The 13397-nt window shown below is 73.6% G+C and carries 14 protein-coding genes, 1 tRNA gene and 1 pseudogene; 3 read left to right on the top strand and 13 right to left on the bottom strand.

The annotated features are described in order from the left end of the window. Positions 1-163: 163 nt before the first annotated feature. The 3 genes from C8054_RS28795 to C8054_RS28785 form a co-directional block, all read right to left on the bottom strand. Positions 164-484, bottom strand: a complete 321-nt coding sequence (locus C8054_RS28795) for a hypothetical protein (protein ID WP_107162297.1) — start codon at positions 482-484, stop codon at positions 164-166. Positions 485-557: 73 nt separating this feature from the next. Then, a complete protein-coding gene (locus C8054_RS28790; RefSeq protein WP_107162296.1) occupies positions 558-1391 on the bottom strand; it encodes a Bax inhibitor-1/YccA family protein in 834 nt (277 codons plus the stop codon). A gap of 110 nt (positions 1392-1501) precedes the next feature. Next, positions 1502-1582: transfer RNA gene (locus C8054_RS28785), tRNA-Leu, on the bottom strand. Positions 1583-1683: 101 nt separating this feature from the next. Here C8054_RS28785 and C8054_RS28780 point away from each other — a divergent pair. Further along, entirely contained in the window at positions 1684-3513 is a 1830-nt protein-coding gene (locus C8054_RS28780) for a hypothetical protein (RefSeq protein ID WP_107162295.1), read from the top strand. Between the two features lie 54 nt (positions 3514-3567). Here C8054_RS28780 and C8054_RS28775 read toward each other — a convergent pair whose 3' ends face one another. The 8 genes from C8054_RS28775 to C8054_RS28740 form a co-directional block, all read right to left on the bottom strand. Next, the gene (locus C8054_RS28775; protein ID WP_107162294.1) at positions 3568-4899 is read right to left on the bottom strand and encodes an NAD(P)/FAD-dependent oxidoreductase; all 1332 of its coding nucleotides are present in this window, start codon (positions 4897-4899) and stop codon (positions 3568-3570) included. Between the two features lie 102 nt (positions 4900-5001). After that, positions 5002-5565 carry a hypothetical protein gene (locus tag C8054_RS28770; RefSeq protein ID WP_107162323.1) on the bottom strand — a complete coding sequence of 188 codons (564 nt, stop codon included), beginning with the start codon at positions 5563-5565 and terminating at the stop codon, positions 5002-5004. Between the two features lie 5 nt (positions 5566-5570). After that, complete coding sequence (locus C8054_RS28765; protein WP_107162293.1) at positions 5571-6935, bottom strand: DUF58 domain-containing protein; 1365 nt, start codon at positions 6933-6935, stop codon at positions 5571-5573. After that, on the bottom strand, positions 6935-7930 hold the full coding sequence (locus C8054_RS28760; RefSeq protein WP_107162292.1) for a MoxR family ATPase: 996 nt from the start codon (positions 7928-7930) through the stop codon (positions 6935-6937). Before C8054_RS28760 ends, C8054_RS28765 begins: the two co-directional genes overlap by 1 nt. Beyond that, positions 7930-8514 (bottom strand): hypothetical protein, encoded by a 585-nt coding sequence (locus tag C8054_RS28755; RefSeq protein ID WP_107162291.1) that lies wholly within the window; start codon positions 8512-8514, stop codon positions 7930-7932. The genes C8054_RS28760 and C8054_RS28755 overlap by 1 nt, the downstream gene beginning before the upstream one ends. Continuing rightward, a complete protein-coding gene (locus C8054_RS28750; protein WP_107162290.1) occupies positions 8511-9245 on the bottom strand; it encodes a DUF4129 domain-containing protein in 735 nt (244 codons plus the stop codon). Before C8054_RS28750 ends, C8054_RS28755 begins: the two co-directional genes overlap by 4 nt. Positions 9246-9267: 22 nt before the next feature. Beyond that, positions 9268-9981 (bottom strand): uracil-DNA glycosylase, encoded by a 714-nt coding sequence (locus C8054_RS28745; protein ID WP_107162289.1) that lies wholly within the window; start codon positions 9979-9981, stop codon positions 9268-9270. 19 nt (positions 9982-10000) lie between these two features. Beyond that, positions 10001-10687, bottom strand: a complete 687-nt coding sequence (locus tag C8054_RS28740; protein ID WP_107162288.1) for a dienelactone hydrolase family protein — start codon at positions 10685-10687, stop codon at positions 10001-10003. A gap of 167 nt (positions 10688-10854) precedes the next feature. Between C8054_RS28740 and C8054_RS33295 the strand changes: the two are divergent. Together C8054_RS33295 and C8054_RS28730 are read left to right on the top strand one after the other, a co-directional pair. Next, positions 10855-11068, top strand: a pseudogene (locus C8054_RS33295) (hypothetical protein). Further along, on the top strand, positions 11065-11382 hold the full coding sequence (locus C8054_RS28730; RefSeq protein ID WP_107162287.1) for a helix-turn-helix domain-containing protein: 318 nt from the start codon (positions 11065-11067) through the stop codon (positions 11380-11382). Before C8054_RS33295 ends, C8054_RS28730 begins: the two are co-directional and overlap by 4 nt. 51 nt (positions 11383-11433) lie before the next feature. Here C8054_RS28730 and C8054_RS28725 read toward each other — a convergent pair whose 3' ends face one another. Next, positions 11434-12462: a hypothetical protein gene (locus tag C8054_RS28725; RefSeq protein ID WP_107162286.1), complete on the bottom strand. Its 1029-nt coding sequence runs from the start codon at positions 12460-12462 to the stop codon at positions 11434-11436. Next, the gene (locus C8054_RS28720; protein WP_107162285.1) at positions 12459-12791 is read right to left on the bottom strand and encodes a PadR family transcriptional regulator; all 333 of its coding nucleotides are present in this window, start codon (positions 12789-12791) and stop codon (positions 12459-12461) included. Before C8054_RS28720 ends, C8054_RS28725 begins: the two co-directional genes overlap by 4 nt. Positions 12792-13397: the final 606 nt, after the last annotated feature.

Genomic DNA, 13397 nt, shown 5'->3' with positions numbered 1-13397 from the left:
AGACCACGGCACGACCGCCGCGCTGCGACCGCCCGGACCACCGAACCCGAAACGCGCTGCACCTCGCCCGCGATCTTGCACTTCCGGCCCGAAGTTCGCCCGTCATGTCCGATCAATGGGGGCAACAAGTGCAAGATCGCGGGGACGGGGACGGGGAAGGGGGTTACAGGGTGGTGCGGGTGCGGGTCACCGCGTCGACGGCGGCGGCCAGGACCGGGGCCGGAGGGGCGGCCAGGGCCAGGTCGGCGGCGACCACCCGGAGCTGGTCGGGCAGGGACAGGTCGCTGGGCAGCCGGGGCACCTTGCGGCGCGGCTCACCGGCGGCGTCGGCGGCCAGGTTGGCGAGCTCCTGGACCAGCTTGTGCACCAGGTCGGCCCGGGACACGTTGCCGCCCGCGGCCGGCGCCGACCAGCGCGGCTGCTGCCAGTGACCGATCTGTCGGACCAGCAGGGCCACCGCCCGGTCCAGTTCCGCTGCGCTCATCACCGCCGAGTCTACGGACGACGCCCGCCGCCGCGGGATGCGGCAGGCGGGCGTCGACGGGCGGGCGGGACGGTCAGTCGTCGCCCTGGAAGTAGCTGAGCAGTCGCAGGATCTCGATGTAGAGCCAGACCAGGCCGACCACGATGCCGAACGCGGCCGTCCAGGCGTAGCGCTGCGGGAGCCCCATCCGGACCCCCTCCTCGATCTGAGCGAAGTTGAGCACGAAGCTCAGCGACGCCACCACGATGCAGACCAGGCTGAAGCCGATGGCGAGCGGGCTGCCGTCCCGCAGGTGCGTGTTGACGCCGAACAGCGACAGCACCAGGTTGACCAGCATCACCCCGAACAGACCGGCGATGATCGCCACCATGATCCGGGCGAACTTCGGGGTGGCCCGGATGATCCGCGCCTTGTAGATCATCGCCATCAGGAAGAAGACGCCGAAGCTGGCCGCCACCGCCTGAAGCACGATGCCGTCGTAGAGCGAGTCGAACGCCTTGCTGACCATGCCGACGAAGACGCCCTCGACGATCGAGTACGTCACCACGAGCGCCGGGTTCGCCATCCGGGAGAACGAGATGATCAGGCCGAGCACCAGGCCGACCACGGCGGCGCCGATCCAGGCGACGCCGACCAGGGCGTCCGGCACGAGCACCCAGGCCGCGGCGGCCGAGGCACCCAGGATGGCGAGCATGAGGACCGTCTTGACGACCACGTCGTCGAGGGTCATCGGGGTCACCGCGGGCGGGGCCACCGGCTGGCCGTAGCCGCTCGGGTACTGCTGCTGCGGCGGGTACTGCTGGGGGTATCCGGGCTGACCGTACGGCCCGGGCTGGGCGTACCCGGTCGCCCGCTCACGCTCGGCCGCCTGGCCGAGCCGGGCGAGCACCGGGTTCGAGGTCTTCACTTCTCAGGCCTCCCTCAGGGGGTCGTTCGCACGTAGACGTGCACCTCCCAGCGTAGACGCGGCGACAACACGCTGGGCGGCGGCAAGCTGTGGGAAAGCTGAGAGTTCCGTGCCCGGGGCGGGGGTCGAACCCGCACGCCTTTCGGCAGCCGCTTTTAAGGCGGCCGTGTCTGCCGTTCCACCACCCGGGCGGGTGACACCGCCGCGCCGACACGCGCGGTGCAGATCTCACCGTAGCGGCTGCGCCGCGCCGCGGCGTACCCCGTGGGGGGCGGCCGATAGGGTCGGGGCCGTGACCAGCGCCGCCCGCGCGGCCCCCGGGCCCGACCGCGACCAGGCGGTCCGACCCGCACCGGCGACCGCCGCGGCGCGGGTCGACCGGGTACGGGCCGCCGCTCGCCGGCACCGCGCGGACCTGCTGGTCGGGCTGCTGTTCGTGGCGTTCGCCGGCGGGCTCACCCACGGCCTGTGGCCGACGCCGGGCACCCGGACGCTCGCCCTCAACCCGGCCGACCAGACGCTCTACGAATGGTTCCTGGCGCTCGACGCGCGGGCCCTGCGCGGTGACTTCAGCCTGGTCACCGACCGGCTCAACGCGCCGGACGGGGTCAACCTGATGGCCAACACCTCCGTCGTCGCACTCGGGGTGCTGCTCGCGCCGGTCACGTGGGCGTTCGGCGCGCCGGTCGCGTTCGCCCTGCTCGTCGCCGGCAACCTGGCCGGCACGGCGATCGCCTGGTATCTGCTGTTCACCAGGACGCTGCGGGCCCACCGGCTCGCCGCCGGGCTCGGCGCGGCGCTCTGCGGCTTCGGGCCGGGCATGGTCTCGCAGAGCAACGGCCACCTGCACATGACCGCGCAGTGGCTGGTCCCGGTGCTGGTCTGGCTGGTGGTCCGGCTGCTGCGCGCCGCCGACCCGGCCGGTCGCCGGGACGGTCCGGACCGCCGCCGGATGATCTCCTCGGCGGTCGGGCTGGCCGGCACCGCCGTCGTCCAGGTCTTCGTCGGCGAGGAGGTGCTCTTCCTCACCGCGCTCACGCTGGCGGTGCTGGCCGTCGCGTACGGGCTGGCCGACCGGGAGCTGTCGCGTCGGGCACTGCCCGGCTTCGCCGGCGGGCTGCTCGGCGCCGCCGGGCTCGCGCTGGTGGTGCTGGCGCACCCGCTCCGGCTCCAGTTCGCCGGTCCGCAGGGCGTCGCCGACGGGATGTTCCCACCCGCCTACTTCTCCGCCGACCTGACCGGCTGGACCCGGCTCTCCGCGCTGACCGTGCTCGGCAGCCCGGAGGCGGTCCGGCTGACCACCGGCCCGGCGGAGTTCACCACGTTCCTGGGCTGGCCGCTGCTGGTGGTGGCGGCCGGGTGTGCGGTCTGGCTCGGCCGGCGCGCGCTCGTGCGCGCCCTGGTCGTCGCGGCGCTGGTCATGGCCGCGTTCTCGCTCGGCCCCGAGGTGGTCGCCGGCGGCGAGCGGACCGGCGTGCCCGGCCCGTACGCGCTGCTGGCCGGCCTGCCGGTGGTGGACGGCGCGCTGCCCACCCGGTTCGCGCTGGCCGTGCTGCCGCTGGTCGGCACCGTGCTCACGCTCGCCGTGCACCGGGCGCTGCACGAGCCGGGTGCGGCGCGCCGGCTGGTGCCGCTGGCGGTCGGCGCCGCCCTGCTCAGCGTCTTCCCGACGCCGCTGCCCACGATCGACCGGCCGCCGCTGCCCGAGTTCGTCACCGGCGGCCACTGGCGACAGTGCGTACGCCCGGGCGGGGTGCTGGTGCCGGTGCCCACGGCCACCCCGCAGCACCCCGGACCGATGCGGTGGGCCACCGTCACCGGCGTCGGGTTCGGCATGCCGGAGGGGTTCTTCATCGGCCCGTACGGTCCCGGCGGCTCGGCCACCATGGGCACCTGGCAGCGTCCCACCTCGGCGCTGCTGGCCGACGTGGCCCGGCGGGGCGTCGCTCCGGCGATCGGTGACCGGCAGCGCCGCCAGGCGGCCCGGGACGTCGACGCCTGGGGCGCGTCCTGCGTGGCGCTCACCGACGACGCCCCGCACGCGGAGCTGCTGCGCCGCGCGCTGGAGGCGCTCTTCGGTCCGGGCCTCCGGGTCGCCGACGCCTGGACCTGGCGGTTCTGACCCGGGTACGACGAAAGGCCCCTCCCGTGCGGGAAGGGCCTTTCGGAACGAACGTCAGACGCGCGCGCCGACCGGCGGGGCGGACGCCTCCGCGAACTCCTCACGCGGGTCGTGCAGCTGGCCCAGCGCGACCACCTCACGCTTGAGGAAGAACGCCAGCGACCAGTCCACCACCACCCTGACCTTGCGGTTGAACGACGGGATCCGCGACATGTGGTACGTCCGGTGCATGAACCACGCCGGCCAGCCGGTCATCTTCACGCCGTAGACCTGCGCCACGCCCTTGTGCAGGCCGAGGCTGGCCACGCTGCCGGCGTGCTTGTGCTTGTAGTCGACCGGTTCGCGCCCGCGGATCACGTTCACGATGTTGTCGGCCATCCGGGCCGCCTGCCGCACCGCGTGCTGGGCGCTGGGCGAGCAGAAGTTGCCCGGCTCCTTGGTCAGGTCCGGCACGGCGGCACAGTCGCCGGCGCTCCACGCGCCCTCGACGACCCGGTCGCCGTCCACGATCTGGAGCGTCGGCCGGCAGGTCACCCGGCGCCGCTCGTCACGCGGGAAGTCGGTGGCGTCCAGCATCGGCGACGGCTTCACGCCGGCCGTCCACACGATGGTGTCGGACGGGAAGCTGTCGCCGTCGGAGAGCTTGACCACCCCGTCGACGCAGGACTCCAGTCGGGTGTCCAGCCGGATGTCCATGTTCCGCTTCAGCAGCTGCTGCACCGTGTAGGCACCCATGTCCCGGTCGACCTCGGGCAGCACCCGCTGGGTCGCCTCGACCAGCACCCAGCGCATCTCCTCCGGCTTCAGCTCCGGGTAGTAGCGCAGCGCGTCGCGGGCCATGTCCTCCATCTCGGCGAGCGCCTCGATGCCGGCGTAACCGCCGCCCACGAACGTGAACGTCAGCGCGCGGCTGCGGACCGCCGGGTCGGTCGTGGCGGCCGCCACGTCCAGCCGGTCCAGCACGTGGTTGCGCAGGAAGATGGCCTCACCGATGGTCTTGAACCCGATGCCGTTCTCGTGCAGGCCCGGGATCGGCAGGGTGCGCGAGACCGAGCCGGGGGCGACCACCACGTGGTCGTACGGGATTTCCCGGGTCGGGCCGCTGATCGGCTGCACCACGGCGGTCTTGCGGTCGTGGTCGATGCGGGTGACCGTGCCGGCCACCACCGTGCACTTTCGCAACTCCCGCCGCAGCGGCACCACAGCGTGCCGCGGGGAGATGTTGCCGGCCGAAGCCTCCGGGAGGAACGGCTGGTACGTCATGTGGGGCTGCGGGTCGACGACGACCACCTCGGCCTCACGCGAGCTCAGCTTCTTCGACAGACGCAGAGCGGCGTACAGGCCGACGTGCCCGGCACCCACGACAAGGATCCGCTTCGGATTCACGTCATCCATCTTTCCCCGGGCGGCTCCGGTAATACCGCGCGAGACCCCCTTCTGTGACGGAGCACAACCGGTGTGACCTGCGCAACGTCTGGCCGCGTCCCGTCATCTGCGACGCAGCAGCCACCCCAGCAACGCGCTCAGCCCCACCGCGACCAGTAGTCCCACCACGGTCGCCGCCTGCGTCCCGTCGGTCCCGCCGAGCCCGCCCAGCCACGCCAGCACGATGCCGAGCACGGCGCTGGCCAGCACCACGCCACCGGCCCGGGCCAGCCACCGCAGCACCAGGTCCGGGTCGATCAACCCGTCGTAGGGCAGCAACGCGGCCAACGCGCAGAGCGTGTGCGCCAGGTAGAGCAGCGTGGCCACGGCGAGCAGCCGCCACAGCGCCGGCGGCCGGTCGTAGCCGAGCGTGGCCAGCAGCCAGCCGCCGACCGTCACCAGCGCGGCGAACGTCGGCCAGAGCCGGCGCGGCGCGACCGCCGGCAGCACCGCGGCCACCGCCAGGGCCAGCAGCGACCGCGGGGCCAGCATCTGCACCGGGTACGCCAGCAGGAAGCCGGCGAGCACGACGAGGAAGATGCCGCCGCGTACCAGCAGCGGCAGCGGGCTGACCCGGGCCACCTTGTACCGCACCGCTCGGACCCGTGCCACGAGCCCGCCCGCCAGGTCACTCACCGCAGCCCCACCCTCGGCGCCATGGCCAGGCGGGACACGTCGCGCAGCACCTCGTCCAGGCTGCCCGCGCCGGCCCAGCGCACCACCGGCACGCCGTGCTCGCGGAGCTGCCCGATCATCGTGTCCCGGTCCAGCCGCCACAGCCGGTACGCCACCTCGGCCCAGCCCCGTTCCTTCGGCACCGGCAGCTCCGCCGGCAGGGTGTCCACCGCCACCACGAACCGCCCGCCCCGGGCCAGCCGGGCCAACATCTGCGCCGAACGCTCGTCCAGCAGCGGGGTGAGCACCACCACGAGCGCATCCGAGGAGAGCACCTGCGGGCCGAACACCTGGTCGTACGGCTCGTGCGGGGACGACTCGGCCTGCACGTCGAGCAGCCACTCCAGCACGGTCAGGTACTGCCGGCGCCCGGTGGCCGGGCGCAGTCGTCGGGCCGCCGGACCGTACTCCAGCAGCGCCACCCGGTCGCCCCGGTGCAGGTAGTGCTCGGCGATCGCGGCGGCGGCCCGGACCGTGGTGTCGAGCACCGACGCCGGCCCGCGTACGCCGCCGGAGCGGCCCGCCTCGGCGAGCACGTCCAGCAGCACCACCACCTCGGCGTCCCGGTCGGAGAGGGTGGCCGCGACGTGCAGTTGGCGGGCCCGCAGCGACACCCGCCAGTCGATGCGGCGCAGCCGGTCCCCGGGCGCGAAGACGCGCACCCCGGCCAGTTCGCCGCCCTCCCCCGGCCGCCGCGACCGGTGCGCGCCGACCAGCCCGGCGGCCCGGGGCATCGCCTCGACCGCGTCGAACGGCTCGGTGCGCGGGTAGACCCGGGCGCGGATCGGGGCGGTGATCACCGCCCGGGAGACCAGCAGCCCGTCGGCGGCGGCGACCCGGACGCCGGCCGGGCCGAACGGGTGCCGGCCCCACCGCAGCGCGGTGCCGGTCAGTTCCAGATCGACGGCGCTGCCCCGGGGCACCGACGTGACGAACGGCCGGTCCGCGCCGCCGGAGCGGCTCACGTCCAGCTCGGCGCCGCCGAAGCCGACCTTCTCCACCCGCAGCCACTGCGACATCCGGGTCCGGACCACCGCCAGGTCGTAGCCGATCAGGTCCGGGTTGGCCACCACCACCGTGGTGGCCATCGGCGACCCTTCGACCAGGTGGGTGTCCGCGACGCTCAGCTCCAACTCGGGCTGGGTGGCCGGGCGGCGGCGCAACCCGTACGCGGTGCCCAGCGCGAACGGCGTGGCCAGCACCACCAGGTCGATCCGGCCGAGCAGCACGGCCGCGACGAGCAGCACGCCGGTGAGCAGCACGGCCCGGCCGAGCGCCCAGGTGGGCGCCCAGCCGTCCGCCGGCTCGGCCCGCTCGTCCATCAGCGCCCGGCGGCGTAGCTGGGCAGCGCGCCGCTGGCCGGGGCGGGCGTCGACTCGAGCACCTCGCCGACCACGAACGCCGGGTCGACCCGGCGCAACCACATCTCCGGACGCAGCGTGATGCGGTGCGCCAGCGCGGGCGCCGCCACCGCCTTGACGTCCTCCGGCACCACGTAGTCCCGGTTGGCGAGCACGGCCCGCACCCGGGACAGCAGCAGCAACGCCAGCGAGCCGCGCGGCGACGCGCCGACCAGCACGGACGGGTGCTCGCGGGTGGCCGCGGTGAGCGCCACGATGTACCGGCCGATCGAGTCCTCGACCACCACGTCCTCCAGCGCGGCCTGCATGGCGCGCAGCGTGGCGGCGTCCACGACCGGCGTGATCTCGGCCTCCTCGCGGCGACGGGCGATGCGCCGACGCAGCACGTCCCACTCCTCGTCGTGGCTCGGGTAGCCGAACGAGACGCGCAGCAGGAACCGGTCGAGTTGTGCCTCGGGCAGCGGGTAGGTGCCCTCGTACTCGATCGGATTGGCGGTGGCCAGCACGTGGAACGGCTCGTCCAGCCGGTAGGTCACGCCCTCCACCGAGACCTGCTTCTCCTGCATCGCCTCCAGCAGCGCCGACTGGGTCTTCGGCGGCGTCCGGTTGATCTCGTCGGCGAGCAGCAGGTTGGTGAAGAGCGGCCCGGCCCGGAACGAGAAGTCGCCGCTGCTCTGGTCGTACAGGAACGAGCCGGTGACGTCGGCGGGGAGCAGGTCGGGGGTGAACTGGAGCCGGCGGAAGTCCAGCCCGAGCGCCTGCGCGAAGCACCGCGCGGTGAGCGTCTTGCCCAGGCCGGGCAGGTCCTCCAGCAGCACGTGGCCGCCGGCCAGGATGCCGGCCAGCACCAGCTCCAGCGCCTCCCGCTTGCCGACCACGACGGTGCCGACCGCGTCCAGGACAGTCCGGGCGAGCCGGCCCACCTCGGCGGGAGGCATGCTCCGGTCCTCGTTCATCAGATCTTCTCCAGTTCGGCGACGATCGCCGCGAGGTCGCGCGGCGTCGGGGGGCGGCGGGCGGGGGTGCCGAGGAACGTCCACAGCGGCTCGCCCAGCAGGGCGCGGGCGCGCGCCGGATCGGACTCGCGGGTGACTCCGTGCCGCTGGCGCAGCCGCTCGTCGGCCAGCTCACCGAGGCGGGGCAGCACCCGCTCGGTGAACCGTTCCCGGTTGTCGGCGCACCAGTCCAGCGGTCGTTCCCAGCCGTTGATGGCGGTCCGCAGCGCGTCCCGGGCGGACCAGTTCCAGGTGCCGGACTCCTCGCCGCCGGAGGACCGCGTGCCGGCGCGCGGCGGGGGCGGGGGCGAGAGCGCGGCGGTGACCCGGCGCACGGCGAGCACCGCGAGCACGCCCGCCACGATGATCCAGAGCGGCACCCGTAGGCCGACCGCCCGGAGGCCGACCACGATCACCACGACGGCGGCGGCGGTGACCAGCACGATCCGCAGCAACCACCGGGCCCGCCCGCCGGCCGGTCGCTCGGCGGCGGAACCGCTGGGCTCCTCGCCGGAGCCGAGCAGGTCGTCGATGCTGGTGCTCATGCCGGGCCGACCTCCCCCGCCGCCACCCCGGTCAGCTCGCCGCGCAGCCGGCGCAGCGCCGCCCGGGCCTGGTCGCGGGTGCGTTCGTCGACCGGGTGGGTGGCGTAGCGGGCCTCCCGGTACACGTGCGCGAACCCGTCCAGCACGTCGGCGCTGGCGATCGCCGGGATGCCGGCCTCGGGGTCGCCGCGCAGCAGCCGGCTGACCAGGTCGGTGGGCGTGTCCCCGGTCCGCCGGGGCACCCCGGTGTCCTCGGCGGCCTCCTCCAGCCGGACCCAGCAGGCGATCACCGCGGTCCGCGGGTCGGTGGCGCGGTCGTCCAACTCCTCCAGCCCGGCGTCCAGGGCGGCCACCACCTCGCGGGCGGTCCCCTCGGCGGTACGCCGGGTGCGCCGTACCGGCACCGCACGGGTGGTCCGGCGCAGCGCGCCGCGGAGCACGCTCCAGAGCAGGTAGCCGACGACGGCGAGCACGATCGTGAAGAGCAGCGCCACCGCGGCGGTGCCCAGCCAGTCGGGCACCCCACCCTCGGAGGGCACACCCGCCTCCCGGGGTTCGACCGGGATCGACGGCGGCGCCTCGGACGGATAGTCCGGAACGTACGGCACATTGTCCACGGGCGGGATCCGGCTGGCCCCGATCGCGGAGTGCCCGGCGGCGACGGCGGCGACCGCGAGCAGCACCGCGACCGCCGCGACCGGCCACCACCTGCGCAGCACGCCGAAGTCCATTCCCCCGCCTCAGGTGTGTTCCTCAGTCCACCCCGGACAGTTGCTTGGCCCGGGTGAACACGTCGTCCAACATCGCCGGCGTGAGCCGGCCGGTGAACGTGTTCTGCTGGCTGACGTGATAGCAGCCGAGCAACGCCGGCACGGACTCGCCGGACCAGTGTGCCCCATGGCCGAACACGGGTCGCGGTGTGGGCGGGCGCTGTCCGTACACCTGGCGGAGCACCGGCCACCACGCGGCCCAGGCGAACGCGCCCAGCGCGACCACCACGCGCAGCGTGGGGCGGATCAGTTCGACCTCGCGGTGCACCCACGGCGCGCAGGTGTCCCGCTCGGCCGGGGTGGGCTTGTTGTCCGGCGGCGCGCACCGCACCGCCGAGAAGATGCGGGTCTCCCGGAGCGTGAGGCCGTCGTCGGCGGCGACGCTCGTCGACTGGTTGGCCAGCCCGGCCCGGTGGAGCGCGGCGAAGAGCACGTCACCGGAGCGGTCCCCGGTGAAGATCCGGCCGGTGCGGTTGCCACCGTGCGCGGCGGGCGCCAGGCCGAGGATCGCGATCCGCGCGTCCGGCGGCCCGAGGCCCGGCACCGGCCGCCCCCAGTAGTCCTGGTCGCGGAACGCGGCCCGCTTGACCCGGGCCACCTCCTCGCGCCACGCCACCAGCCGCGGGCAGGCGAAGCAGTCACCGACCGCGCCGTCGAGGTCGGTCAGGTCGGTCGCCCGCGCGGCGCGGGCGACCACCTCCCCCGGGGTACGCGACTCAGCCAAGCTTCGCCCGGAACAGTTCCAGGGTGCGGGCCCAGGCGGTGGCGGCGGCCCGCTGGTCGAACTGCTCCGGCCGGTCCTCGTTGAAGAACGCGTGCGCGGTGCCCGGGTAGTCGAACGTCTGGCAGGTGCCGCCGGCGGCCTCGATGGACCGGCGTACGCCCTGCACCCCGTCGGCGGCGGAGAGACCGTCCGCCTCGGAGCAGTGGACGAGCGCGGCCTTCCCGGCGTAGCCGGCCCAGTCGGTGGGCATGCCCTCCCACGGGAGCCGGGGGTAGAAGGCGGTGGTGGCGACGATCCGCTCGGCGGCCGTGCCGGCCCACAGGGCGAGGCTGGCGCCCGCGCAGAACCCGGCGCAGCCCACCTTGCCGGCCACCTCGGGACGGCTCGCCAGGTATTCCGCGGCGGCCGAGATGTCGCTGGCCGCCTCGTCCATCTGGCTGCTGTTCAGCATCTGCCGGGGCTCGGTCGGCTTGACGGCGGGACCGCCGTGCCGGAAGTCGGGCGCGAGGGCGACGAAACCGGCCTCGGCGAAGCGGTCGACCACGGCCCGGACGTGGGGCACGAGGCCCCACCAGTCCTGGATGACGATGACCGCCGGGCTGGCCGCACCGCCGGAGGGTATCGCGAGATACCCCTCGCTCGTCCCCCCGTTACCGGTGAAGCTCACCATTTCGCCCATGGGCCCGTCCTCCTAGCGGTCAGTCACCGTTGGCTGGTCGCACAGTTGGCTGTCACGTGCCGGTAGCGTGCCACGCCGCCACCGGCCCGGGGAAGACGGAAGAACAGTGGCATTCACCTCCTGTCGACTGCACCAAGGGGTTTAGCGATTGCTAAACTCACCGTACGGTGGCTGGTGAGTGGGACGTCTACCTCGTCGACGAGGTGAGGCACTGGATCGACACATTGGATCCACACCTCCACGCCCGGGTCATCCAGGCGATCGACCTACTCGCGGAAGTCGGGCCAGTGGAAGAGGTGGTACCAGGAGGCCATTCCGACGGCCGAGCACCGTTACGAGCTCTATCTCAAGGATCGGGCACGAGAGGAGGGGAAGGCATGAGCGACTACACCCGGTGGCAGGACATCCGCACCGCTCACGTCACCCGAGCCGGCGGCGAAGAGGCAGTCGAGGCGGGCAAGCAGCAACTCCTCGCCGAGGTCATCGGTCACCGGCTCGCCGAGGTGCGTCGCACCCGAGGGCTGACCCAGCAACAGGTGGCGGACCGCATGGGCGTCACGAAGGGGCGCGTCTCCCAGATCGAGCAGGGAAAGATCTCCGGCCATGAGGTGGTTGCCCGGTTCGCCGCCGCGCTGGGCGGCCGACTGCACCAGGCAATCTACTTCGACGACGGCGACATCGCCGCCATCGCCTGAGCCGGTCGTCCTCACCGCCGCCCGGGCGGCGGTGAGGACGACGGCGTCGGATCAGTTGGCCGGAACCGGCGCTCCAGGCTCCGCGGACGCACCGGTGGCAGACGCGGTCGGCAGGGCCGTAGCCGACGATCCCGGCGTCGCGCTCGCGGTCGGCGCGGGCGTGCCGGTGGACGTAGGCGGCGCGGGCGTGCCGGTAGCCGTGGGCGGGGCGGCGGGCGCCGGCGCCACGGCCGGCGGGCCGAACGGGGCCAGTTCCGGGCAGTACGGGTAGGCGTTGCGCGGTGCCGGCACGGCGCCGGACGCGTCGACGCAGTTCGGCCAACCGAGCCGGATCGGCACGCCGTTCTGGTCGAAGAGCTGGGCGTCGCGGATGAGCCGCCCCTGCTGGTCGTAGACGAAGACATCCTCGATCCGGTCGTACCGCCGGTCGACCGCGACCTCCTGGTAGGAGGCGTAACCGTCCTCGCCGGCGTTGCGATCGACGTCGGCGAGCACCGCGAACGAGAAGACCACCAGCACGGCGGTGCCCACCAGGTGCAGCCGGCGCGGCCACCCGGTGAAGCCACCGGAGCGACGGCCGAGCCACAGCGACGCGAGGACCGCGCCGGTGAGCAGCAGCAGGCCGCCCAGCAGGCTGTCGTCGAGCCGGGGCAGCAGGCCGGCCCGGCCGCTGCGCGTCATCTCGCCAATGAGCAGCGCGGCCAGATAGCCGCGCAGCAGCCACCAGGCCGGGCGCAGCGAGCGCAGGAAGTCCGCCACCCGGGTGTGCCCGAGCAGCGGGCCGAGTTGACGGTCGAGCAGGCGTGCCTGGGTGGCGGCCCGGTCCCGCGCGACGGCCAGCCGACGCAGGCGGGCCGGTCGGCCGCCCGGCTCCGCGCCGGCCGCGGTCCGCAGCTCCAACGCGTACGCCTCCGGTGCGCCGAGCCGGTCGACGAGCGTGCCGTCGCCCTCGGCGGCCACCTCGGCGAGGTGCTCCGGAAGGTCCTCGGTCAACTCGTCGCGGAGCGTCGGTGGCAGGTCGGCGAGCGCGGCCCGCACCCGGTCGACGTAGTCCGTGATCTCCTGCCCAGTGACGGTCATGCCGCCATCCCCCGATCGTCGAGCAGTGCGTCCATGGTGGTGGCGAACGAGCGCCAGGTCTTGCCGGAGCGGGTGAGCTGGTCCCGCCCGGCGGCGTTCAGCGCGTAGTACTTGCGGTGCGGCCCGGACTCGCTGGGCACCACGTAGGTGGTGAGCAGGCCGGCGCTGAAGAGCCGGCGCAACGTGCCGTAGACCGAGGCGTCGCCGACCTCGGTGAGGCCGGCCTCGCGCAGCCGCCGCAGGATGTCGTAGCCGTAGCCGTCGGAGTCCTTGAGCACGGCCAGCACCGCCAGGTCGAGCACGCCCTTGAGAAGCTGCGTCGTATCCACGCTCCGCACAGTAGTGCGCATTACAGAATACCGTCAACCACGGCGCGCTCCCCGGCGGGCGACCCACCCGACGAAGCGGAGCTGGTTGGCGTGCCCGGACCTGCCGACCGACTGACCCGTCGACCAAGGAGTTGCGGCGCCTCCGATACCGCCGCAACTCGACGAGCCAGCAACCACAGGTCTCAGATCGACGCTGCCGCCCGAGACCTTGGAGCGAAATGGCCCCCGGAGGGGCACTTTCCTTCCAAGATCTTTTCGGCTCCTGGCACGTGGGACGACTGCCCGACACATGTAACCGTCACGCCCGGGCGTGATCGCGTGGATCACCCGGCCAGTCGACGCAGCAGTTCGGTGTCGCGCTCGACGATTTCGCGCGCCAAGTCTCGGACCCGTGCCTCGCGGCTGGCGACCGCAACCTCGGCCGGCGCTCCTGTCTGGTGGGCCCGTTCGGGCCTCTCACCAGTGGGAGCGGCCATGGGCTAGGGCCTGTGTCGAAGTCCGTGCGAGGGCTTGAGCTGTTGGGTGAGGATCTTGGCGTGTCGGTGTTCGAGATGTAGCGAGGTCTCCGGTATCTGGTTCAGCGACCAAGCAGAACCCGAACACCGG

It is taken from the genome of Micromonospora sp. RP3T, from assembly GCF_003027925.1.
Classification (GTDB): domain Bacteria; phylum Actinomycetota; class Actinomycetes; order Mycobacteriales; family Micromonosporaceae; genus Micromonospora.
This window is presented reverse-complemented; position numbering and strand designations above follow the sequence as displayed.

Excerpts from the sequence above, each read along its gene's own strand:
- C8054_RS28795 (WP_107162297.1), bottom strand. The coding sequence starts at position 484 with ATGAGCGCAGCGGAACTGGACCGGGCGGTGGCCCTGCTGGTCCGACAG.
- C8054_RS28765 (WP_107162293.1), bottom strand. The coding sequence starts at position 6,935 with ATGGACGAGCGGGCCGAGCCGGCGGACGGCTGGGCGCCCACCTGGGCG.
- C8054_RS28760 (WP_107162292.1), bottom strand. The coding sequence starts at position 7,930 with ATGAACGAGGACCGGAGCATGCCTCCCGCCGAGGTGGGCCGGCTCGCC.
- C8054_RS28755 (WP_107162291.1), bottom strand. The coding sequence starts at position 8,514 with ATGAGCACCAGCATCGACGACCTGCTCGGCTCCGGCGAGGAGCCCAGC.
- C8054_RS28750 (WP_107162290.1), bottom strand. The coding sequence starts at position 9,245 with ATGGACTTCGGCGTGCTGCGCAGGTGGTGGCCGGTCGCGGCGGTCGCG.
- C8054_RS28740 (WP_107162288.1), bottom strand. The coding sequence starts at position 10,687 with ATGGGCGAAATGGTGAGCTTCACCGGTAACGGGGGGACGAGCGAGGGG.
- C8054_RS28730 (WP_107162287.1), top strand. The coding sequence starts at position 11,065 with ATGAGCGACTACACCCGGTGGCAGGACATCCGCACCGCTCACGTCACC.
- C8054_RS28725 (WP_107162286.1), bottom strand. The coding sequence starts at position 12,462 with ATGACCGTCACTGGGCAGGAGATCACGGACTACGTCGACCGGGTGCGG.